Source organism: Streptomyces sp. NBRC 109706 (genome assembly GCF_000974485.1).
Taxonomy (GTDB): Bacteria; Actinomycetota; Actinomycetes; order Streptomycetales; family Streptomycetaceae; genus Streptomyces.
The window spans coordinates 17,934-38,515 of the sequence record NZ_BBOM01000013.1; the positions used below are offsets into that span (position 1 = coordinate 17,934).

Consider the following 20,582-nt stretch of genomic DNA (forward strand, 5'->3'; position numbering starts at 1 on the left):
ATCCGTGCGGGTCACCGTGCAACACGCTGCGGGAAGCTGTCCAATCAGGCCACCCTCGCCACCGGACGCTCACCATCGCGCGACCACCAGCGTGGAACCCGCCGCCGCGCCCGCCAGCGCGGCCGCCGTGTCGGAGTCGACGGAGACCACCAGCCGGGCGCCGAGACCTCCCGACTCGAGCCCCGGGGCGAGCGCCGCGCCCTGCCCGGCATCCGGCCCGCCCGGTGGTTCGGGCACCTCGGCCACCCTGGCGCCGCCGGCGACCAGCCTCGCCTCGGGCACAACGGCGGAGGCTCCCTCCGCCACCGCTCCCGCCCCCGACGGCGGGGTGGCGAACACGTCGACGCGATCTCCCGGTTTGAGCGAGCGGACCGAGGCCGGGTCCGCGATCGGCAGCGTCAACGAGAGCTGCCTCGGCTCCGCGGCGGGCGCCCGTTGCTCCGCGACATCGGCATCCGCTCCTCCGGCAGCGGCCGTCGCATCGCCGCTGACCAGGGCGTTCGGCGGGCTCGCCGGCTCGCCGCCGGGGTCGGGCAGCAACAGCGACAGGAGCGCAGCCAGCAGCGCGAGCACCCCGGCGACCGGCCGCCGCCGGCGCAGCAGCCACCGCAACGATCGACGGGAGCCACGCGGGCGGATGGGCGCGAAGGACGGCACCACGCCGAACTCCGGCGCGCGGGCACCAGCGCCGGACGGGGCCCGCGCGGCCGGCCTCCGCCGGGGGCCGTCGCCGACCGCCGCCCAAGCGGGGGGTGGGCGCTCGTCGGGGGCGGGGCCCCGGCGGGCGTGCTGGATGGGATCGGGGGGCACGGCGGGGACGCCGGGCCTCCTCTGGGCCGCTTCGGCGGCATCCGTACAGAGACTCATGACGCCCACCCTGCACGCCGCGCGAAAATCTCGCCGAAGCCTGTGGACAACCTCTGACCTGTGGAAAAGCCCATCACCCGAACGAGTGATACCGCGCCGACGCACTGGCTGAACAGCCGTCACCCCAGGGAGACTTCTTCATGGGTCGGCCCCGGCCGGTCCATGGGGCGGCCCAGGCCGGCAGGGCCGGCCCGCGAGCCCCGCCCGGGGCTGACGGGCAATCCCTACGGCAGGGTGATGCCCGGGTCCTGCCCCAGCAGCCCCGTGGCGCAGAGACAGTCACGCTCCCTCGGCAGCCCGCCCACGACATCGAAGAGCACGTCCCTCAGCCGCCCGACGTTGCGGCCGAAGACTTCGAGCACCTCCGCGTGCGAGACGCCCTCGCCCGCCTCCGCGCCCGCGTCAAGGTCGGTGACCAGGGCCAACGACGTGTAGCACAGCTCAAGTTCGCGGGCGAGGATCGCCTCGGGGTGGCCCGTCATCCCGACCACGGACCAGCCCTGGGCCGCGTGCCAGCGGGATTCGGCCCGGGTGGAGAAGCGCGGCCCCTCGATCACGCACATGGTGCCGCCGTCCACCGCGTCCCAGTCCCGGGCCCGCGCGGCCCCCAGGGCCACCCGGCGGCCGACGGGGCAGTAGGGGTCGGCCAGCGAGACATGCACCACGTTCGACCGCTGCCCGTCCGGACGCGTCTCACCGTCGTAGAACGTGCCCACCCGGGTCTTGGTGCGATCCACGAGCTGATCGGGCACCAGCAGCGTGCCGGGGCCGTACTCGGGCCGCAGGCCGCCCACCGCGCACGGCCCCAGCACCTGGCGCACGCCCACGGACCGGAGCGCCCAGAGGTTGGCCCGGTAGTTGATCCGGGCCGGGGGCAGATGGTGGCCCCGGCCGTGGCGCGGCAGGAACGCCACCCGGCGGCCGGCGATCTCGCCCAGGAACAGGGAGTCGCTGGGCGCGCCATAGGGCGTATCGACTGTGATCTCCGTCACGTCGTCCAGGAACGAGTAGAACCCGGAGCCGCCGATGACACCGATCTCGGCGGCCTCGACGCCGACGGAGTCGGCCGCCTCCGCGCCGGCAGGGCTCATGCGGCGGACGCCGCGGTGCCCGTGCTCTTGCTCGACGAGCCGCTGGTGAGCCCGGCGCCGCCCGTGGTGGCCGACCCGCCCGAGGACGAGGACGAGGAGGACGAGGAGTCCGAGCCGGACTTCGAGGAGTCGCCGGACGAGGTGGTGGCCTTCTCGCCACTCTTGGACCCACTGGAGGCCGGGGTACTGCTGGACGAGGCGTTCCGGCTGTCATTCCGGTAGAAGCCGGAGCCCTTGAAGACGATGCCGACCGCCGAGTAGACCTTTTTGAGGCGCCCCTGACAGTTGGGGCACTCGGTCAGGGCGTCATCGGTGAACTTCTGCACCACCTCAAGACCCTCGTCGCACGCGGTGCACTGGTACTGATAGGTCGGCACGTCTTCCTCCTGGCACTCTGCACTGTGGAGTGCTAACGACGACCCATCGTGCAACATTCCACCGCCGGAAGTCCACCGGCGCCCCCTCCGACGTCGCTCACACCGCCCCGACGGAGCGCGCTCGCCCCCTCCCACTCCCCCGCACGCCGGAACATTCCGGCACCGTCGCCCGGGGCGCCCGACGGCCGCTCCGCGACCGCCCCCGGCCGTGGCATCGCGGCCCGGACGACACCCCGGAGCGCGACGGTTGGCGCGTTTTCACCACACATCGCCCGGCATGGGAGCGCGGCGCCCCGGGCCTCCCACTCCCCGTAGGCTCACCCCAGTGGCCGTATGTCTATGGTTGCTCCCACCCGCCTCAGCTGCCCTCTGAAGGACAGAGATGCCCGCCAAGAAGCCCAGGCGACGCGGTCGTCTGATCGTGATCGCGCTCGTCTTGCTGCTCATGGCCGGTCTCGGCTACGGCGCCTACTGGAGCGTCTCCACCGTACGCGCGTCCTTCCCCCAGGTCTCGGGAGAGATCGCCATCGACGGACTGTCCGCTCCCGTCTCCGTGGAACGCGACGCCAACGGCATTCCGCAGCTGTACGGGGAGACGGCGGAGGATCTGTTCCGCGCGCAGGGATATGTGCACGCCCAGGACCGGTTCTGGGAAATGGATGTGCGCCGCCATCTGACCGCGGGGCGACTTTCGGAGATGTTTGGCGAAGACCAGGTCGAGACCGATGCGTTTCTACGAACGCTCGGCTGGCACCGGGTCGCGCAGGAGGAATACGACAACGAACTTTCGGATGAGACCAAGGACTTCCTGGTCGCCTACTCCGAGGGCGTCAACGCCTACCTGGCCGAGCACAGCGTGGAGGAGATCTCCGTCGAGTACGCCGCGCTCGACCTGGTGAACGACTACCGCCCCGAGGAGTGGCGGCCGGTCGACTCGGTGGCCTGGCTGAAGGCGATGGCCTGGGATCTGCGCGGCAACATGGAGGACGAGATCGACCGGGCGTTCCTGACGGAACGCCTCACTCCCGAGCAGGTCGAGGAGCTGTATCCGGCCTATCCGTACGATCGGAACCGACCGATCGTGACCGAGAACGGCGCGGAGAACGGGGACATCTACCCGGCCGACGCGCTGCCCGACGACGCGGCCGAGGCAGCGGACGGGGTCTCGACCCAGCTGTCCTCGCTCTCCGAGACCCTGGACGAGATCCCCGCGTTGCTCGGCCCCAACGGCAGCGGCATCGGATCCAACTCCTGGGTGGTGCACGGCGACTACACCACCACCGGGGCGCCCCTGCTGGCCAACGACCCGCATCTGGCCCCCTCCCTGCCCGGCGTCTGGTACCAGATGGGCCTGCACTGCGTCGAGGTCTCGGCGGAGTGCCCCTATGACGTCTCCGGCTTCACCTTCTCCGGAATGCCGGGCGTGATCATCGGACACAACCAGAACATCGCCTGGGGGCTTACCAATCTCGGCGCGGATGTGACCGATCTCCGACTGGAGAAGCTCGATCACGGCAAGTATCTGCGCGATGGCGAGCAGATCGCCTATGAAACCCGGACCGAGGAAATTCGGGTGGCCGGTGGGGAGACCAGGGAGATCACCGTTCGTTCCACGGTCAACGGCCCCATCGTCTCCGACCGGCACGAGGAGCTGGAGGCGGTCGGGGGCAGCGCTCCGGTGGACGCCGGCGCGCCCGACCGGGGCAGCGGCTACGCGATCTCGCTCAACTGGACGGCGCTGGAGCCGACCAACAGCATGGACGCGGTCTTCGGCCTGAACACCGCGACGGACTGGGACGAGTTCAGGGCCGCCGCGCAGGACTTCGCGGTGCCCTCGCAGAACCTCGTCTACGCCGACACCGCGGGCAACATCGGCTACCAGGCCCCCGGCCTGATCCCGATCAGGGGCACCGGCGACGGCCGCTATCCGTCCCCCGGCTGGGACTCCTCCTACGACTGGGTCGGCTACATCCCCCAGGAGGAGCTGCCCTGGGAGTTCAACCCGGAGCGGGGCTATATCGTCACCGCCAACCAGTCGGTGATCGCCCCGGCCGAGTACCGCTACCACCTCACCGAGGACTGGAGCTACGGCACCCGCAGTCAGCGGATCGAGGATCTGATCCAGGCCACCATCGAGGACGGCGGCAAGATCTCGATGGGCGACATGCAGGCGATCCAGCTGGACAACAGCAACGAGATGGCCAAGGTCCTGGTGCCGCACCTGTTGGAGATCGAGATCTCCGATCCCTATGTGCGCGACGCCCAGGAGCTGCTTGTGGGCTGGGACTTCAGCCAGGACGCGGACTCACCCGGCGCCGCCTACTACAACGCGGTCTGGCGCAACCTGCTGCAACTGGCCTTCGGCAACAAGCTGCCCAAGGAACTGCGCGTCGAGGACCAGTGTCTGTGGGTCCCGCCGGCCGACGACTCCGAGCCCATGGAGGACCTGGACGGCGGCGAGCGGCTGATCGAGGAGTGCGGCGAGCGGGCCCCGGAGAACGCCCAACCGGACGGCGGCGACCGCTGGTTCGAGGTGGTGCGCAACCTGCTGGAGGACCCGGAGAGCGACTGGTGGAGCACGCCGGCGACCAGCCAGGCCGCCGGCGCCGAGAACCGCGACGAACTGCTCGCCCGCGCCATGCGCGACGCGCGCTGGGAGCTGACGGCCAAGCTGGGCAAGGACATCGACACCTGGAACTGGGGCCGGCTGCACCGGCTGATGCTCAACAACCAGACGCTCGGCACCGAGGGTCCCGGCCCCGTGCAGTGGCTGCTCAACCGTGGCCCGTGGAACCTCGCCGGCGGCGCCGACGCGGTGGACGCCAGCAGCTGGAACGCGGCCGGCGGCTACGACATCACCTGGGTCCCGTCCATGCGGATGATCATCAGCCTGGACGCGTTCGACGACTCCCTGTGGGTCAACCTCACCGGCGCCTCCGGCCACGCCTACCACGACAACTACACCGACCAGACCGACCTCTGGGCGCGGGGCGAGTATCTGCCCTGGCCCAGCAGCCCGGAAGCGGTCACCGAACGGTCGGTCAACACACTCACCCTGACCCCGTCCGGAGCGAGTTCGACACCCAACGATCAGAACGAATAAGGAACCCGAGGCCGCCGATCACGGACGCGCCGTTGACGGACGCGCCGTTCACGATCCGAACCGGTGCACGCCCTCCGGGGTGAGCGCCGCGTGCACCGGTCGGTCGTGCGGTTCGCTCGGCAGGGTGTCGACCAGCTCGTGCCCGTACACCAGGGCGACCAGCGCGGGATCAGCCGTCGAACCGTCGATCCTGGCCAACACCCGGTCGTAGCTGCCGCCGCCCCGCCCCATCCGCATCCCGCGCGCGTCGACCGCGAGACCGGGGAGCAGGATCGTGTCCGCCCAGGTCACCGCGGCGCGGCCGAGGCGTCGGCCGGCCGGTTCGAAGAGCCGTACCCGCCCCGCGTGCTCGGCCTCGACCAACCGTCCCGGCCCCTCGAACTCCGCCCAGTCCAGGTCGTTGTCGGGCAACAACACCGGTAGCAGCACCCGGATCCCGCGCTCGCGCAACGCGTTCAGCAGCGGTCGGGTGCCCGGCTCGCGCCCCACCGAGACATAGGCCGCCACCGTGCCCGCCTCGGCCAGCTCGGTCAGCTCCAGTGCCCCCGCCGCCAGCGCCTCGGCGGCCTGCGCCACCTCGTCGTCGGCGAGCGCGGCACGCACGGCCAGCAGATCACGTCGCACCGCGCGCTTCAGCCGCGTCGCCTCCGTCACCACCACCGCCTCGCCCCCGCCGCGCCGTTCCGGGCTCGCGCCCGATCCGCCATGTGAATAACGCGCATCTTTTCTTCCACAACCGTCCCTTCAGTCGCCCCAACCAATAACCAGCAGGTAACCCGTACGCAACCCTGGAGCCAAAACCGTTCACAACACGGCGCCTCAGCGGCGGGTGTCGGTAACGCAGGGACCAGGTGGATAAAGTGACCGGCATGACCTCAGCGCGCCCTCGGATCAGTAAGGCTGTCATTCCCGCCGCTGGTCTCGGCACACGGTTTCTGCCCGCGACCAAGGCCACGCCCAAGGAAATGCTGCCGGTCGTCGATCAACCGGCGATCCAGTATGTGGTGGAGGAGGCGACGGCGGCCGGACTGACCGACGTCCTGATGATCACCGGACGCAACAAACGGGCGCTGGAAGACCACTTCGACCGCAACTACGAGCTGGAGGACGCGCTCCGCCGCAAGGGGGACACCGAACGTCTCTCCCGCGTCCAGCAGTCCACCGCCCTCGCCACCATGCACTATGTCCGCCAGGGCGACCCCAGGGGCCTTGGCCACGCCATCCTCTGCGCCGAACCCCACGTCGGCGACCAGCCGTTCGCGGTGCTGCTCGGCGACGATCTGATCGATCCCCGCGATCCGCTGCTGGCCCGGATGATCGAGGTCCGCGAGCAGCATGGCGGCAGTGTGGTGGCGCTGATGGAGGTCGCGCCCGAACAGATCCACCTCTACGGCTGCGCCGCCGTCGAGCCCGCGGCCGACGGGGTGCTGCGGGTGACCGGGCTGGTGGAGAAGCCCAGCCGGGCCGAGGCCCCGAGCAACTACGCCGTGATCGGCCGCTATGTCCTGGATCCCGCGGTGTTCGCCGTGCTGGCCAAGACGGAGCCGGGACGCGGCGGCGAGATCCAGATCACCGACGCCCTCCAGGCCATGGCCGCCGACCCGACGCTCGGCGGCCCCGTGCACGGCGTGGCGTTCAAGGGCCGCCGCTACGACACGGGCGACCGCGCCGACTATCTGCGGGCCATCGTCCGACTGGCCTGTGAACGCCCCGACCTGGGCCCGGAGTTCCGCTCCTGGCTGCGTTCCTACGTCGACGAGGAGATGCCCCGCCTTGACTGACATCCGGTCCGTCGACGAGCACCTGGACGACGTGTTGGGCGCCGTCCGCCCCCTGGATCCGATCGAGCTCCCGCTGCTCGACGCCCAGGGCTGTGTGCTCGTCGAGGACATCACCGTGGGGGCCGCCCTGCCGCCCTTCGCCAACAGCTCGATGGACGGCTACGCGGTGCGGGTCGCCGATGTCGAAGGTGCCACGGAGGAGTTCCCCGCCTCGCTCACCGTGGTCGGCGAGGTCGCCGCCGGCGCCGAGGCGCCGCCGCCGGTTCGCCCGGGCGAGGCGGTGCGGATCATGACCGGCGCCCAGCTGCCACCGGGCGCCCAGGCGGTCGTCCCGGTCGAGTGGACGGACGGCGGCTCCGGCGGTGGGCCGGCCGTCGACATGACGGGCCCGTCCGGCGACCAGGTGCGGGTGCACCGGCCCGCCGCCCTCGGCCAGTTCGTGCGGGAGGCGGGCAGCGACGCGGCGGCCGGCGCCATCGCGCTGACCGCCGGGACGGTCCTCGGCGCGCCCCAGCTCGGGCTGCTCGCCGCCCTCGGCCGTGCCACCGTTCCGGTGCGGCCGCGCCCGCGCGTGGTGGTGCTCTCCACGGGCAGCGAACTGGTGCCGCCAGGGGCGCCGTTGGGCCCGGGGCAGATCCATGACTCCAACGGCTTCATGCTGGCCGCCGCGGCGAACGAGGCGGGCGCGGTCGCCTACCGGGTCGCCGCAGTCGCGGACGATCCCGGCACCCTGCGCGCCACCCTGGAGGACCAGCTGGCCAGCGCCGATCTGGTGGTCACCAGCGGCGGGGTGAGCGTCGGCGCCTATGACGTGGTCAAGGAGGCGCTGTCCGAACTGCCCCCGGAGCAGGGCTCGGTGGAGTTCCACCGGCTCGCCATGCAGCCGGGGAAGCCGCAGGGCTTCGGCCTGGTCGGCCGCGCCCGCTCGCCGCTGTTCGCCCTGCCCGGCAACCCGGTGAGCGCCTATGTCTCCTTCGAACTGTTCGTGCGTCCGGCCCTGCGCGCGATGGCCGGGCACCCCGCGGACGCGCTGCACCGACCGCGCGTACCGGCCCAGCTGGTGGCCGACACCCCGCTGAACTCCCCGGCCGGCCGGCGGCAGTTCCTCCGTGGCCGCTACACGCCGCCCGCGCCCGGCGCCGCGACCGGCACGGTCCGACCGGTGGGCGCCTCCGGATCCCATCTGATCGCCGCGCTGTCGCGCGCCGACGCGCTGATCGAGATCCCGGAGCACGTCACCGAGGCCACCCCCGGAGGCGAGTTCTCCGTGGTGCTGCTCGGCTAGCTCGGTGGTGCTGCCCGGGGAGCGGGAGCGGTACGGTAAGCCGTCATGAACAGCCCTCGTCTCAGCCACCTCGACGACACCGGGGCGGCTCGGATGGTCGATGTCACGGAGAAGGACACGACCGCCCGCACCGCCAGGGCCACCGGCCGCGTGCTGGTCGCCCCGCAGGTCGTCACGCTGCTGCGTGGCGCCGGGATGCCCAAGGGCGATGCCCTGGCGACCGCCAGAATCGCCGGCATCATGGGCGCGAAGCGCACCCCCGAGCTGATTCCGCTCTGCCATCCACTGGCCGTCTCGAGCGTCACGGTCGATCTGACGGTCGCCGACGACGCGATCGAGATCGTCGCCCAGGTGCGCACCACGGACCGCACCGGGGTGGAGATGGAAGCGCTGACGGCGGTGAGCGTCGCCGCGTTGACGCTGGTCGACATGGTCAAGGCCGTGGACAAGGCGGCCACCATCACCGACGTCAGGGTCGAGGAGAAGACCGGGGGCGCGTCGGGGAACTGGAGCCGCGAGTGATGAGTGACGGCTATCGGGCGTTGGCGATCACCGCCTCCAACCGCGCCGCCGCCGGCGTCTACGCGGACGAGGGCGGCCCCCTGCTGGTCGAAGCACTGACGGAACTCGGCTTCGCCACCGAAGGCCCCCGGGTGGTCCCGGACGGCGAACCGGTCGAACGCGCCCTGCGCGAGGCGGTGGACGCCGGCTATGACGTGGTGCTCACCACCGGCGGTACGGGCCTCTCCCCCACCGACGGCACCCCCGAGGCCACGCGCCGGCTGCTGGACCACGAGGTGCCGGGGATCGCGGAGGCGATCCGCGCCGCAGGGCGGGAGAAGGTGCCGACGGCCGCTCTCTCCCGTGGTCTCGCCGGGGTGGCGGGGCGCACGTTGATCGTCAATCTGCCGGGGTCCACGGGCGGGGTCAGGGACGGTCTCGCCGTGTTGGGTCCGCTGCTGCGGCACGCGGTGGACCAGATCCGGGGCGGCGACCACCGACGGTGAGCGCCTCCTGGAGCGTTGAGCTGGTCGCGGGCGACACCGGGCTGCGACCCATCCGACAGCGGGACCACCGCGCCTGGCGCGAGGTCAACCAACGCAACCGCGACTGGTTGCGGCCCTGGGAGGCCACCATCCCGCCCCCGCCGCACGGGCATCTGACCCCGCGTCGGCCCACGTTCCGGCAGATGGTGCGGCATCTGCGCGGCGAGGCCCAGTCCGGGCGCATGTTGCCGTTCGTGGTCACCTACCAGGGGCGACTCGCCGGACAGCTGACCGTGGCCGGCATCACCTGGGGGTCGATGTGCTCGGCCCATATCGGCTACTGGATCGACCGGTCGGTCGCCGGACGAGGCGTGATGCCGACGGCGGTGGCGCTCGCGGTCGACCACTGTTTCCTCGCCATGGGTCTCCATCGAGTGGAGATCTGCATTCGCCCGGAGAACGGACCGAGCCGCCGCGTGGTGGAGAAACTGGGATTTCGTGAAGAAGGCGTGCGACCACGCTATCTGCATATCGACGGAGCGTGGCGCGACCATCTGATCTACTCATTGACGGTCGAGGACGTTCCCCATGGCCTGCTGACCCGCTGGCAGCGCGCCGGCGGACAGCGGAACGACCGCGACGAGCTTCACGAGGGCTCTCACGAGGGCATCCGCGAGGACCCCGGCCAGGACACGGCCCAAAAATAGGAAAGCGTGTTCGATTTTCTGTCTATTCAAGGCCCCTAGCTGGACTCTTCCAGGCCCCCTCGGATAGCCGAACGCGAGGCTGACTTCATAACAATCCGAAGAAAGCCCTGGGATGACCGCCTGATCGTGCGACACACCGCTCTATTTGGCAGATGGACGCCCGCCATCCCCTCTACGGTGTGACCGTGAGCAGCAGTGGCCTCATCTTCGCAATGATCGTCGGGGCCTGGGCCGCGTACCTCGTGCCGATGTGGCTCCGCCGGCAGGACGAGTTGAACGACTCCCGTCCGACGGAGCGCTTCAGCACCGCCATCCGGCTGCTGACGCGCGGTAAGCGCGCGCCCGCACCGGCCGAGCAGGGGGACATGCCGGAGACCGGCTCGGCCGAGCCCGACGAGACCGCCGCCCCGGAGGGGTCAGCCGACCTCCGGGCCTTCGCCGAGCCCGTCACCATGGCGCGCCCAGCCGCCGCGCCCAAGGCGGCGCCCCAGGCGCCGGGCGACCCGCGCGCGAGGGTCCTCGCGCGCCGCCGTCGCACCACCATGGTGCTCTTTCTGGCCTTCACGCTGTCCGGCATCTTCGCCGTGTCCAGCAGCGCCGGCTACCTCTGGCTGCCCGCGATCCCCGCCCTTCTCCTCGTCGCCTACGTGGTCCACCTGCGCAAACAGGAGCGCCGCCGCTACGCGGTCGCGGTGGACCGCCGCCGCGCCGAGGAGGCGGCGCGGCGGCTGCGGGAACGCACCCAGGCCAACGCGGCGGTCGTCCCGGAGAAGCCGGCGCGGGCGGTGGTCGAGCAGACGGACCACGCCGAGTGGGTCGACCAGCAGCGCCGCCGCAGCCCGGCGCCCGAGGACGAGCCGCAGAGCTGGGACCCGGCGCCCGTGCCACTGCCCACCTACGTCAAGGCCCCGGTCGCCCCGCGCACCTCGCGCGGCGTGGACCTGGAGTCCCCCGACACCTGGAGCGCCGCCCGCTCCGCCACGGCCGGCACCCCGCAACAGCCCCCGGCCCCCCGCTCGGAATCCCGCGGCCCCCAGCGCACCCCCCTCTTCGACCAGTTCGCCGACGACGACCACCCCCGCGCGGCTGGCGAGTAACGGCCCCGACGCCACGATTTCGGAGCACCGTCCCCGAAGTGCTAGAGTTTCGGCGTCAACACGGGCCTGTAGCGCAGCCTGGTAGCGCATCTCGTTCGCAACGAGGGGGTCAGGGGTTCAAATCCCCTCAGGTCCACAGTGTTTGAACAGGTCAGAGGCCCTGTCCCGGGAGCGGGATGGGGTCTCTTTCGCGCTTCTGGGTCCTGTCTGGGTCTTGATCATGGAGATCCGTCAGTGGGTTTCCACGGTGGCGCAGGTGAAGGTCGTGGTGTGGAGCAGCGTGGGGGTGATGGCGATGCCGGTGAGGTGTTCGGCCAGGGCGAAGGCCGCTGGTGCGGACAGGTCCGGGTCCGGGTCTTCGTCGTCGAGGTGGAAGCCGATGCGCCGCATGGTGTCGAGGAGTTCGTCGGGGGTCCTGCCCCAGCGGTCCGTCGGGAACATGGGGTCGAAGCACAGTCGCAGGTCCTGGTCCTCGGCCCAGAGGAACGTGCCGACGCCGTTGACGTTGGAGAAGTGGGAGACCCAGCTCGCCCCCGTGGAGGCCGGCAGCGCGCGGTCCTCGGTGACTCCGAGGTAGCCGTTGGGTTCGATCAGCAGCGTCCAGGCGCCAACTGTGGTCATGGCGACCAGTTGTCGGCGCTGCTGGGCGGGCGCTTCGACGACCGCGGCTATGCCCGGTAGGGACGGGGCGGGGCGGGCGTCGAGGCGGGACAGCAGCTCGGCGGGTGAGGGGCCCCGCGCCAGGGTGAAGCAGTATGCCTCGGCGAGATCGGGAAAATCGTCCTCGAACCAGGTGTAGTCCGCCGCTGTCCTCGTCATGACGCCCATCTTCCCCGCTACCTCTGACAGTGGCGGCGGGCGCGTCGAGCCGGGGTCAGCAGGAGCAGGGTGAGGAGGGCGAGGGTGGCGCCGATCCAGAGGACGCTGGTGGTGGCGATGCCGTCGACGGCCAGGCCGCCGAGGAGTGCGCCCAGCGCGATGGACAGGTTGAACGTGGAGACATAGAGCGAGGAGGCGGCCTCGGCGGCGTCCGGTGCAGCGTTGAGGATCCAGGTCTGGAAGGTGACCGGGACCGCGCCGTAGCCCAGGCCCCACAGGATCATCAGCGCCCCGGCGCCGACGACGGAGGGCTCGGTGACGGCGAGAAGCACCATGGCCAGGGTGAGGATCACGGCGATGCCCGCCGCGGTCTCCCGCAGTCGCCTGACGACGAGCGCTCCGGCGATGAAGTTGCCGCAGATGCCGGCGACGCCGAAGGCCAGCAGCAGCGCGCCGATCATGCCGGCGTCGACTCCGTCCTCCTGGAGGATCGGCCGGACGAAGGTGTAGGCCAGGAAGTGACCGGTGATCACGAGGAAGGTGATGGCGATCCCGGCTCGTACGCCGGCGTTGCCACGGAAGACCCTGGGCAGTTCGGCGAAGGTGATGGTGCGTTCCGCCGGCAGCGCCGGCATCAGGAAGACCATGCAGGTGAGGGCGGCGAGGCCCAGGACGCCTACGGCGGCGAACGCGGTGCGCCAGCCGCTGAGGTCACCGATGAACGTTCCGGTGGGGACGCCGAGGACCGAAGCGGCCTCGACGCCGCCGAAGATGACCGCGATCGCGCGCGGGACGTGCTTCTCCGGCACCAGGCGCAGCGCGATCCCGCCGGCGATGGCCCAGAAGCCCCCGACGCTGATACCGATCAGGAACCGGGCGGCCAGGACGACGCCGAAGCTGGTCGCGAAGGCGGAGGCGAGGTTGGCCGCGCCCATCAGGCCGATCAGGACCATCAGCACGACGCGGCGGTCGAGGCGGCCGGTGGCCACGGTGACCACGGGCGCCGCGACGGCCGCGACCAGGCCGGGAACGGTCACCATCAGTCCTGCGGTGCCCTCGGACACCTCCAGCGCGGAGCCGACCTGGGTGAGCAGGCCGACGGGCAGTAGTTCGGAGGTCATCAGCGAGAAGATGCCCAGGGTCACCGCCAGGACGGCGAGCCAGCCCTTGACGGGCGAACGGCCGGCGTCGGCGGACACCAGGGGGTCGGCGGTGGTCACGGCTTCATCGGCCTTTCGTCGAACGCGATGGGCGACGGGCGGTGGCCGGCTCGGGCGGCCACCGCCCGTGGCGGAGGTCGTGGGTCAGGGGGTGCCGGGCGTCTTGCGCGTCGCGACGTTCATCCGGTTCCACGCGTTGACGGTGAAGATCAGCGCGATCAGCTGGGCGAGTTCCTTCTCGTCGAACTGCCTCGCCGCCTCGTGGTAGACCTCGTCGGGCACGCCCTGGGGCAGGAGAGTGACGGCCTCTGTCAATGCGAGGGCGGCTCGTTCCTTCTCGGTGTACAGGCTCGACTCCTCCCAGGCGGAGAGCTGGTAGACGCGCTCCTCCGTCTCGCCGGCCTTACGGGCGTCGGAGGTGTGGTAATCGATGCAGTACGCGCAGCGGTTGATCTGCGAGGCGCGGATCTGCACCAGTTCCAGCAGCACGGGGTCGAGTCCGTCGCGGGCGGCGGCGTCGAGGGCCAGGACGGCTTTGAAGACCTTGGGGGCGACGGCGGAGAAGTTCATGCGCTCAGGCACCTGGATCGTTGGCATGCCTTGACCGTATGAGCGAGAAAGGCCCGGAGTATGGTGCATTTCCATGGCGGAAACGTGGGCCAATGTCCAGGTGTCGGGGGCCGATGGGGTCGAGCCCGGCCAGCTGTCGGGTTCCGACCTCTATCTGGATCTCTCCGGGGAGGGAAGCCTGCGCAGCCGGCTGATGGGCGCTCTGCGGGAGGCCATTCGTTCCGGCCGGCTCGCGCCCGGGACCCGGCTGCCGCCGCACCGCGGTCTCGCCCATGACCTGGGCATCGCCCGTAACACCGTCGCCAACGCCTATGCCGAACTGGTCGCCGAGGGCTGGCTGCAGGCGAGGCAGGGTTCCGGTACCCGGGTGGCCAGGCGGGCCGTTCCGCTGCGGGTGGACCGTGCCCGTCCCTCGCGGCATCCGCGGCACCGGCGTGTTCCGCACAGTCTGATGCCCAGTTCGCCCGACGCCGCCGCCTTCCCGCGCTCCGCCTGGCTCACCTCCACCCGCCGAGCCGTCGCCGCGGCGCCCAACGACGCGTTCGGCGTGGGGGATCCGCGTGGCCGGGTCGAACTGCGCGAAGCGCTCTCGGAGTACCTGGCCCGCGCCAGGGGGGTGCGCACCGAGCCCGACCGGATCGTGATCTGTTCCGGCTTCGCGCACGGTCTTGAGCTGCTGGGCGGCGTGCTGCGGGGCCCGGTCGCGGTGGAGTCCTATGGTCTGGACTTCCACCGGGGCCTGCTCGAAGCGGCCGGCCTGCGCACCGTCCCGTTGACGGTCGACTCCCATGGCGCGCGGATCGACGAACTGCCGCGCACCGGTGCGAAAGCCGTGCTGCTCACCCCCGCGCATCAGTTCCCCACCGGCGGGCCGCTGCATCCCGAACGCCGGGCGGCGGTCGTCGACTGGGCCCGTTCGCACGGGGGGCTGCTGGTGGAGGACGACTACGACGGCGAGTTCCGGTACGACCGGCAGCCGGTCGGCGCGGTCCAGGGGCTCGATCCCGACCGGGTCGTCTATGTCGGCTCGGCCAGCAAGAGTCTGTCACCGGCGTTGCGGCTGGGCTGGATGGTGCTGCCGCCCTGGCTCGTCGACGAGATCGTCACCGCCAAGGGCCCCCGGGAGATATGGTCGAGCGCCGTCGACCAGCTCACTCTCGCCGACTTCATCGCCTGCGGCGCCTACGACCGGCATCTGCGGCGTATGCGGCAGCACTACCGGCGCCGCCGCGACCAGTTGGTCAGCACGCTCGCGGAACGTGCCCCGCATATCAGGGTCAGCGGCATCGCGGCCGGACTGCACGCCGTGCTCGAACTGCCGGCGGACACCGAGGAAGCGGCCGTGCGCGCGGCCGGACGACAGGGGCTGGCCCTCGACGGCCTGCGCCCCTACCGCCACCCCGACAGCGCGATGCCACGGCGCGAAGGGCTGGTCATCGGCTATGGCACACCCCCTGACCACGCCTTCGCATCGGCCCTGGCGGCGCTCTGCCTGGCGCTGCCCGACCCGCCGGACGATTCACGCCGGCCCCCGCCACCGCCCCCGGCCGGGAGGCGCCGGACCGGGGAAGGAGACTGACCGTCGGGAGAGCCGCGGCGTTCCCACCGCTCACCGGAGATCGCCGAGCTCGCCGAGATCACCCAGCTCGGCACGGAGGCGGGCCTTGGGGCGGGCGCCGACGAGGGCCTTGAGGGGTTCGCCGGCGTGGAAGAGCATCAGGGTGGGCATGGAGAGCACGCCGTAGCGGGCGGTGGTCCAGGGGTTGTGGTCGACATTGAGGGAGACGATGCGGAGCTCGTCCCGCAGATCGGCGGCGAGCGATTCCAGCACCGGGGCGATCATGCGGCAGGGCGGGCACCAGTCGGCGGTGAAGTCGACCAGCACGGGAAGCGGCGCGGCGAGGACGTCCTCGGCGAAGGTGGCGTCGCTGGTCGGGGTGACCAGGGTGGCGGCGGTGTGGGTCATGGCGAACTCCTGGTGGGATCGGCGGGTGGGGTGAGGGCGAAGGCGCAGCCGGGAGCCGGGGTCGCGGCGGCCTCGGCGCGGCTGAGGCGTTCGCCGACCACCGCTCTGACCTCGGTCAGCTCGGCGATGACCGCGTCCAGCTCGGCGAGCTTGGCGCGGTAGACGGCGAGGGAGGCGGGGCAGGTGTCGCCCGCCGGGTTGCCGGCGCGGAGGCATTCGACGAAGGGCCGTGTCTCCTCCAGGCCGAAGCCGAAGGACTGCAGCATGCGGATCTGACGCAGCAGGCGCAGATCCTCGGGGCCGTAGGTGCGGTGCCCGTTGTGGTCTCGGCGCGCGGTGAGCAGACCGCGCGCCTCGTAGTAACGCAGGGTGCGCGTGCTTGTCCCGGCCGCCTGGGCCAGCTCTCCGATGCGCATCAGGACCCCTTTCCGACTTCTCGCGCCGGTCGACTTGACCGTAGGGCTTGACGTCGGCGTCAACGCCAGCCTCTTTTCGGGCCGTTCTGCCCTGTGGGGACCGACATCCGCTCCGGCGACTCCGCAGTGTCAGACCCTGCCCTTAGGATACCCGCATGACTACCGAGAGTAATCGCTTCGTCGCCCTCGACATCCAGCTGCCGGCCGGTCGGCTGGTCACGGCGGACGAGGGCGAGGGGGATGAGCGGCCGCTGTGGTTGAGCGATGGGCCGGTCTCAGGCGAGCTGTGGGGGCGGATCAACGCGGCCCATGGGAAGACGGGCGTGCGCGCCCTGTTGTTGGAGCCGCTGGAGCCGTTGGATCCCGAGAACCCGGAGGCCGACGAGTACCGCCCCTGGGCCTCGGGCGAGTTGTTTCCGGCGGAGACGTCCTCTCCCGACAGCCATGACGCGGCCGATCTGTTGGCCGGCTGGTGGCGGGAGCACGCCCTGCCAGGCGAGGGCGACGAGCTGTCCGAGGAGGAACGGCTCGCCGTCGTCGCCCCCTTCGGGAGATCGTGGCCCGGGCGGGCGCCGGCCGGCTCGCCGATCGCGGACCCGGAGGAGATGGCCGCCGGATGCGCCGTCCGCCTGGCGGAGGAACTGCCCGAGCCACGGCTGGGGTTGGTGGAGACGACGGGCTCGGGTGCCGACGCGCTGGCCGTCGCCGGCTGGTCGGGCCCGATGAACTACGGCGACACGGGCGAGTTCGCCGCCGTCCTGCGCGACTGGGAGGCGCGCTTCGGTGCCCGGGTCGTGGCGGTCGGCTTCGACACGCTGTTTCTGAGCGTCGCCTCCCCGGCGCGGTCCCTGGCGGAGGCGCTGCCGATCGCGGCGGAGCACTTCGCCTTCTGCCCGGACAACGTCTGGCAGCGCGAGGGCCCTCAGACCCTGGCCGCCTACGCGCAGGAGCTCGTCGGGGAGAAGTGCTGGGAGTTCTGGTGGGACTGAGAGGGTGGCTCGGAAGGCTCGGCGCACTGGTGGGGGTGTCGGCGCGGCGGTCGCCCGGGCGGCCGGGCGCCCGCCGCGTGACGGGCGGTTCAGCTCCGCCAGTTCGACAGGTCGGGCAGGTTGGCGACGCGGGGATGGTGGTAGAGGGCGCGGATCGCCGCGTCGCTGTTCCGGTCGGTGACGACATCGGGCCACGCCATGAACCAGGACCAGCGCGGCTGTTCGGCCAGGACGTCGGCCGAGGGCAGATCGCCGATCTCGCCGAGGCCGATGGGGCGCCCCTCGGCGAGGGCGAGCAGGTTGTCGTAGTGCTCCGGCTCGTAGTGGCCCCCGTAGGTGTCCGAGGCCAGCGCGTCGACCACATCGTGGCCGGGGTAGTAGGGCGCCAACGGCTCGGCGCTGTCGTAGGCCGCGTTGGGGCTCCAGACCCAGATCAGGTTGCGCAGCCCGTGGTGGTGCACCAGGCGGTCGAAGAGCTGACGCCAGAGCGCGACAAGGCGCTCCGGCTGAGCGCCCCACCAGAACCAGGGCCCGTTCATCTCGTGGTAGGGCCGCCAGAGCACGGGCACATCGGCGTCGCGCAGTCGCCGCAACACCTTGGCCGCCTCGTCCACTTGGGCACACCACCGGGTGTGGAGGGCGGAGCCCGGTTCGAGGACGGCGTCGAACTCGGCCGGGTCCAGGTCGCGGATGATGCCGCCGTCGAACGCGACGGGCTCCTCGTCGGCCGGGCAGACCGCGTGCCAGGTGTAGGTGATCACGGCCCCGCGACGGTGCCAGGCGATGGCCTCGTCGGCGTTGGCCGCGCGGTGCTCGACCCCGTCCAGGGTGCCGGGGGCGGAGAAGCCGATCTCCTGTCCCCAGACGGCGGGCACCCGGTCGGTGATCGCGGAGATCCGCTCCGTCCAGGCGGAGCGATGCACCGGCTGGTTGTGCTGGCCGGAGAGGGTGGCCGCTCCCGAGACCCGGTGGAGCAGATCGAGCAAGTCCTGTGCTGCGGGAGTGACCTGGGGCGATACGGCTTGGTGCGACATATCGGCACGCTACCCCAGCGTCTTTTCGGCGCCGGCGGTGCGGGCCGCCGGCGCGGGGCCGGGCCCGTCGGCGGGCCGGGTCGGTTCCTGGGGCGAGGGGGTGTCGAAGGGGCCGAGCAGCAGGCTGAGTTGCGTGCCGAGCTCCTGAAATCCCAGTGCCCTGGCCACCGCTCGGGAGGCCGGCGGCCTGGCGCGCCACTGGGGCAGGAGTCCACGCGCCAACGCGTGCTCGACGGCGGCGGACGCGACCCGGCGGGCCAGGCCGCGGCCGCGCCGCTCGGGAGCGGTGAGGACACAGACATGCGCCGCCGCGCCCGGCCAGTCCACGTAGCCGGCGGCGGCAAGCACCTCGGAGCCGCTGGTGAGGACGAACGCCGGCGAGTCGATCTCGTCCAGCCCGCTCTCGCTGGCCTCGTCCGCCGCCACCCGCTCCAGCAACGCGGCCAGGCGCAGGTCCCTGGCGGGCAACTCCCCGATCCCCGGGGTCGGTCGCGCCGGGCGGAAGTCGGCCGCGGAGGTGTAGCCGAGGGTGGCGGGGCCCAGCACCTCGCGCACCGGCAGCGCCGCGAGGGCGGCGTCGGGGTCGGTGAGCGAAACGCCCTCGGTGGGCGGCGCGGATCGGGTGGCCGGGGCGGGCAGGGCTTCGAGGAGCCGCCGGCGCTGTTCCTCGTCGGGCGCCGTGGCGATGGCCGAGCCGCCCAACTCCAGCACGCCGACCCATCCCTCGGGGGCCAGTCGCGACGCCGGGGCGACCACGGCGGCCAACTCGCCGGGGGCGGCGGGGAAGGCCACCGGCTCGCCCGCCAGTTCACACCAGAGGGCCCGGGCTCGACGCGTCAGCGGAGACACCGGCGGATCAGCGTTCATGGCGAGATCGTGTCATCGACGGCGGGCGGCGGGCGCGCGAATGGTTACCGCGAGCTGTCCGAGCGGGCCGCCCGGCTGATGCGCGCCAGGGCGCGCGGGGCTCCGGACGGCTGGTCGGGCCGGTGCCGTGGGGTCCCGTGCCGGTGGGGTCGCGTGATGTCATGGGCGCCATCAACTCCGTTCGAGCAGGGGGCCCCTGATGACCGTGAGCAGGCTGCGCGACATCCCCGGGATCGGTGTGGATGTGCTCGGGGACGCGGCGGACGCCCTGGCCGATCCGGAGCTGCTGCGCCTGGAGAATCTGGACACCGATCTGCGCCCGCCGCACGCGGCGTTGATCGCCACCCACCAGGCGGTGGACCAGGACGCGGCCAACAGCTATCTGCCGTTCCAGGGCGGCATGGCGCTGCGGGAGGCCGCCGCCGCGCATGTGGGGCGGATCGCGGGCCGGTCCTACGATCCGGCCACCGAGTGCGTGGTGGTGGCCGGTGGTCTCAACGGTGTGCTCAACTCCCTGCTGGCCACGGTCGAACCGGGCGACGAGGTGGTGCTCTGCGACCCGATCTACGCGGGGCTGGTCAATCGGGTGCGGCTGGCCGGTGGGGTGCCACGGTTTGTCCGGTCGCGGCCGACGGACGCGGGGTGGGAGGTCGATCCGGAGGAGTTGGCGGCGGCGGTCGGCCCGCGCACGGCGGCCGTGTTGCTGATGAGCCCGTCGATGCCCAGCGGCCTGCTGCTCGACGAACGTCACTGGGCGGCGCTGGCCGAGCCGTGTCGGCGCCACGACGCCTGGCTGATCTACGACGCAGCGATGGAACGCATCCGTTTCGACGGCCTGCCGCCGCGACATCCGGCGCGCGACGCCGGGTTGGCGGAGCGGACCATCACGGTGGGCTCGGCCTCCAAGGAGCTGCGGATGATCGGCTGGCGGGTCGGTTGGGTGGTGGGGCCCGCGTCGATCCTGGGCGATATCCGGCTGGTGGGGCTGACCAATGTGGTCTGCCAGGTGGGTCTCGCGCAGCGGGCGGTGGCCGAGGCGCTGACCGCCAGGGGCGCCGAGGAGGAGATGGCCGCGATGACGGACGAGTGGCGGCTGCGGTGCGAGACGGTGCTCGACGAGTTGGCGGACTATCCGGTGGTGCGTCCGGGCGGCGGCTGGTCGTTGCTGGTCGACGCCTGGCAACTGCGCTTGCGGCCCGTGGAGTTGTCCGAGCGGCTGCTCACCAGGGGCAAGGTGGTCGCCACCCCGATGGATGGCTGGGGGCCGAGTGGCGAGCGCTATCTGCGCCTGGTCTTCGCCAACGAGCCGGTGCACCGGCTGCGGGGCCTCGCGGATCGCTTCGCCGCCGCGCTGCCGCACTGACGGCGCCCGGACCGCACCGACGCCCCCGGGCCGCACCGACTTCCCCGGGCCGCGCGGACTCTCCCCGGGGCGTTCCGGCGGCGGTGCCGAGGGTGACGTATATC

Annotated in this window: 21 protein-coding genes and 1 tRNA gene; 11 read left to right on the forward strand and 11 right to left on the reverse strand. The window is 71.8% G+C overall.

Annotated elements, in window-relative coordinates:
* Positions 1–69 precede the first annotated feature (69 nt).
* From AOM46_RS28715 to AOM46_RS32630, 3 genes are all read right to left on the reverse strand, one after another.
* The gene (locus tag AOM46_RS28715; protein WP_234314097.1) at positions 70–867 is read right to left on the reverse strand and encodes a hypothetical protein; all 798 of its coding nucleotides are present in this window, start codon (positions 865–867) and stop codon (positions 70–72) included.
* A gap of 224 nt (positions 868–1,091) precedes the next feature.
* Complete coding sequence (locus tag AOM46_RS28720; protein ID WP_062216898.1) at positions 1,092–1,958, reverse strand: S-methyl-5'-thioadenosine phosphorylase; 867 nt, start codon at positions 1,956–1,958, stop codon at positions 1,092–1,094.
* Positions 1,955–2,335, reverse strand: coding sequence for an FmdB family zinc ribbon protein (locus tag AOM46_RS32630; protein WP_078857291.1), 381 nt, complete (start codon positions 2,333–2,335; stop codon positions 1,955–1,957). Before AOM46_RS32630 ends, AOM46_RS28720 begins: the two co-directional genes overlap by 4 nt.
* A 382-nt stretch (positions 2,336–2,717) precedes the next feature.
* Here AOM46_RS32630 and AOM46_RS28730 point away from each other — a divergent pair, with 382 nt between their 5' ends.
* A complete protein-coding gene (locus tag AOM46_RS28730) occupies positions 2,718–5,438 on the forward strand; it encodes a penicillin acylase family protein (RefSeq protein WP_062216904.1) in 2,721 nt (906 codons plus the stop codon).
* Between the two features lie 48 nt (positions 5,439–5,486).
* Here the strand turns inward: AOM46_RS28730 and AOM46_RS28735 are convergent, their stop codons facing one another.
* Positions 5,487–6,098 carry a 5-formyltetrahydrofolate cyclo-ligase gene (locus tag AOM46_RS28735; protein WP_370592775.1) on the reverse strand — a complete coding sequence of 204 codons (612 nt, stop codon included), beginning with the start codon at positions 6,096–6,098 and terminating at the stop codon, positions 5,487–5,489.
* A 209-nt stretch (positions 6,099–6,307) separates the two neighbouring features.
* Here AOM46_RS28735 and galU point away from each other — a divergent pair, with 209 nt between their 5' ends.
* The 7 genes from galU (at position 6,308) to AOM46_RS28770 (ending at position 11,430) form a co-directional block, all read left to right on the forward strand.
* Positions 6,308–7,219 (forward strand): UTP--glucose-1-phosphate uridylyltransferase GalU, encoded by a 912-nt coding sequence (galU, locus tag AOM46_RS28740; RefSeq protein ID WP_062216908.1) that lies wholly within the window; start codon positions 6,308–6,310, stop codon positions 7,217–7,219.
* Positions 7,212–8,504, forward strand: coding sequence for a gephyrin-like molybdotransferase Glp (glp, locus tag AOM46_RS28745; protein ID WP_062216910.1), 1,293 nt, complete (start codon positions 7,212–7,214; stop codon positions 8,502–8,504). The genes galU and glp overlap by 8 nt, the downstream gene beginning before the upstream one ends.
* Before the next feature lie 45 nt (positions 8,505–8,549).
* Positions 8,550–9,026 carry a cyclic pyranopterin monophosphate synthase MoaC gene (gene moaC / locus AOM46_RS28750; protein ID WP_062216913.1) on the forward strand — a complete coding sequence of 159 codons (477 nt, stop codon included), beginning with the start codon at positions 8,550–8,552 and terminating at the stop codon, positions 9,024–9,026.
* Positions 9,026–9,511: a molybdenum cofactor biosynthesis protein B gene (locus tag AOM46_RS28755; RefSeq protein ID WP_062216916.1), complete on the forward strand. Its 486-nt coding sequence runs from the start codon at positions 9,026–9,028 to the stop codon at positions 9,509–9,511. Before moaC ends, AOM46_RS28755 begins: the two co-directional genes overlap by 1 nt.
* The gene (locus AOM46_RS28760; protein ID WP_062216919.1) at positions 9,508–10,197 is read left to right on the forward strand and encodes a GNAT family N-acetyltransferase; all 690 of its coding nucleotides are present in this window, start codon (positions 9,508–9,510) and stop codon (positions 10,195–10,197) included. Before AOM46_RS28755 ends, AOM46_RS28760 begins: the two co-directional genes overlap by 4 nt.
* A gap of 185 nt (positions 10,198–10,382) precedes the next feature.
* Entirely contained in the window at positions 10,383–11,294 is a 912-nt protein-coding gene (locus AOM46_RS28765; RefSeq protein WP_234314098.1) for a hypothetical protein, read from the forward strand.
* 62 nt (positions 11,295–11,356) lie between these two features.
* A tRNA-Ala gene (locus AOM46_RS28770) sits at positions 11,357–11,430 on the forward strand.
* Positions 11,431–11,525: 95 nt separating this feature from the next.
* Here the strand turns inward: AOM46_RS28770 and AOM46_RS28775 are convergent.
* From AOM46_RS28775 to AOM46_RS28785, 3 genes are all read right to left on the reverse strand, one after another.
* Complete coding sequence (locus tag AOM46_RS28775; protein WP_062217393.1) at positions 11,526–12,113, reverse strand: DUF6461 domain-containing protein; 588 nt, start codon at positions 12,111–12,113, stop codon at positions 11,526–11,528.
* 17 nt (positions 12,114–12,130) lie between these two features.
* Complete coding sequence (locus AOM46_RS28780; RefSeq protein WP_062216926.1) at positions 12,131–13,333, reverse strand: MFS transporter; 1,203 nt, start codon at positions 13,331–13,333, stop codon at positions 12,131–12,133.
* Between the two features lie 84 nt (positions 13,334–13,417).
* Positions 13,418–13,870 carry a carboxymuconolactone decarboxylase family protein gene (locus tag AOM46_RS28785; RefSeq protein WP_234314099.1) on the reverse strand — a complete coding sequence of 151 codons (453 nt, stop codon included), beginning with the start codon at positions 13,868–13,870 and terminating at the stop codon, positions 13,418–13,420.
* 46 nt (positions 13,871–13,916) lie between these two features.
* Between AOM46_RS28785 and AOM46_RS28790 the strand changes: the two genes are divergently transcribed.
* Positions 13,917–15,422, forward strand: a complete 1,506-nt coding sequence (locus AOM46_RS28790) for a PLP-dependent aminotransferase family protein (RefSeq protein ID WP_062216931.1) — start codon at positions 13,917–13,919, stop codon at positions 15,420–15,422.
* Positions 15,423–15,452: 30 nt separating this feature from the next.
* Here AOM46_RS28790 and trxA read toward each other — a convergent pair whose 3' ends face one another.
* Positions 15,453–15,809, reverse strand: a complete 357-nt coding sequence (gene trxA, locus AOM46_RS28795) for a thioredoxin (RefSeq protein ID WP_062216935.1) — start codon at positions 15,807–15,809, stop codon at positions 15,453–15,455.
* Complete coding sequence (locus tag AOM46_RS28800) at positions 15,806–16,225, reverse strand: MerR family transcriptional regulator (protein ID WP_062216937.1); 420 nt, start codon at positions 16,223–16,225, stop codon at positions 15,806–15,808. Before AOM46_RS28800 ends, trxA begins: the two co-directional genes overlap by 4 nt.
* A gap of 155 nt (positions 16,226–16,380) precedes the next feature.
* Between AOM46_RS28800 and AOM46_RS28805 the strand changes: the two genes are divergently transcribed.
* Positions 16,381–17,214: a DUF4253 domain-containing protein gene (locus tag AOM46_RS28805; RefSeq protein WP_062216939.1), complete on the forward strand. Its 834-nt coding sequence runs from the start codon at positions 16,381–16,383 to the stop codon at positions 17,212–17,214.
* A gap of 89 nt (positions 17,215–17,303) precedes the next feature.
* Here AOM46_RS28805 and AOM46_RS28810 read toward each other — a convergent pair whose 3' ends face one another.
* The gene (locus tag AOM46_RS28810) at positions 17,304–18,248 is read right to left on the reverse strand and encodes a glycosyl hydrolase (RefSeq protein WP_078857292.1); all 945 of its coding nucleotides are present in this window, start codon (positions 18,246–18,248) and stop codon (positions 17,304–17,306) included.
* Positions 18,249–18,257: 9 nt separating this feature from the next.
* Positions 18,258–19,115: a GNAT family N-acetyltransferase gene (locus AOM46_RS28815; RefSeq protein WP_067226694.1), complete on the reverse strand. Its 858-nt coding sequence runs from the start codon at positions 19,113–19,115 to the stop codon at positions 18,258–18,260.
* 199 nt (positions 19,116–19,314) lie between these two features.
* Between AOM46_RS28815 and AOM46_RS28820 the strand changes: the two genes are divergently transcribed.
* Complete coding sequence (locus AOM46_RS28820; RefSeq protein WP_062216942.1) at positions 19,315–20,478, forward strand: pyridoxal phosphate-dependent aminotransferase; 1,164 nt, start codon at positions 19,315–19,317, stop codon at positions 20,476–20,478.
* Positions 20,479–20,582 lie beyond the last annotated feature (104 nt).

What these genes read in the sequence shown, in the direction of transcription:
- AOM46_RS28715 (WP_234314097.1), bottom strand. Translation starts at nt 867, where the DNA reads ATGAGTCTCTGTACGGATGCCGCCGAAGCGGCCCAGAGGAGGCCCGGC.
- AOM46_RS28720 (WP_062216898.1), bottom strand. Translation starts at nt 1,958, where the DNA reads ATGAGCCCTGCCGGCGCGGAGGCGGCCGACTCCGTCGGCGTCGAGGCC.
- AOM46_RS28730 (WP_062216904.1), top strand. Translation starts at nt 2,718, where the DNA reads ATGCCCGCCAAGAAGCCCAGGCGACGCGGTCGTCTGATCGTGATCGCG.
- galU (WP_062216908.1), top strand. Translation starts at nt 6,308, where the DNA reads ATGACCTCAGCGCGCCCTCGGATCAGTAAGGCTGTCATTCCCGCCGCT.
- moaC (WP_062216913.1), top strand. Translation starts at nt 8,550, where the DNA reads ATGAACAGCCCTCGTCTCAGCCACCTCGACGACACCGGGGCGGCTCGG.
- AOM46_RS28755 (WP_062216916.1), top strand. Translation starts at nt 9,026, where the DNA reads ATGAGTGACGGCTATCGGGCGTTGGCGATCACCGCCTCCAACCGCGCC.
- AOM46_RS28775 (WP_062217393.1), bottom strand. Translation starts at nt 12,113, where the DNA reads ATGACGAGGACAGCGGCGGACTACACCTGGTTCGAGGACGATTTTCCC.
- AOM46_RS28785 (WP_234314099.1), bottom strand. Translation starts at nt 13,870, where the DNA reads ATGCCAACGATCCAGGTGCCTGAGCGCATGAACTTCTCCGCCGTCGCC.
- AOM46_RS28790 (WP_062216931.1), top strand. Translation starts at nt 13,917, where the DNA reads ATGGCGGAAACGTGGGCCAATGTCCAGGTGTCGGGGGCCGATGGGGTC.
- trxA (WP_062216935.1), bottom strand. Translation starts at nt 15,809, where the DNA reads ATGACCCACACCGCCGCCACCCTGGTCACCCCGACCAGCGACGCCACC.
- AOM46_RS28800 (WP_062216937.1), bottom strand. Translation starts at nt 16,225, where the DNA reads ATGCGCATCGGAGAGCTGGCCCAGGCGGCCGGGACAAGCACGCGCACC.
- AOM46_RS28805 (WP_062216939.1), top strand. Translation starts at nt 16,381, where the DNA reads ATGACTACCGAGAGTAATCGCTTCGTCGCCCTCGACATCCAGCTGCCG.
- AOM46_RS28810 (WP_078857292.1), bottom strand. Translation starts at nt 18,248, where the DNA reads ATGTCGCACCAAGCCGTATCGCCCCAGGTCACTCCCGCAGCACAGGAC.
- AOM46_RS28815 (WP_067226694.1), bottom strand. Translation starts at nt 19,115, where the DNA reads ATGAACGCTGATCCGCCGGTGTCTCCGCTGACGCGTCGAGCCCGGGCC.
- AOM46_RS28820 (WP_062216942.1), top strand. Translation starts at nt 19,315, where the DNA reads ATGACCGTGAGCAGGCTGCGCGACATCCCCGGGATCGGTGTGGATGTG.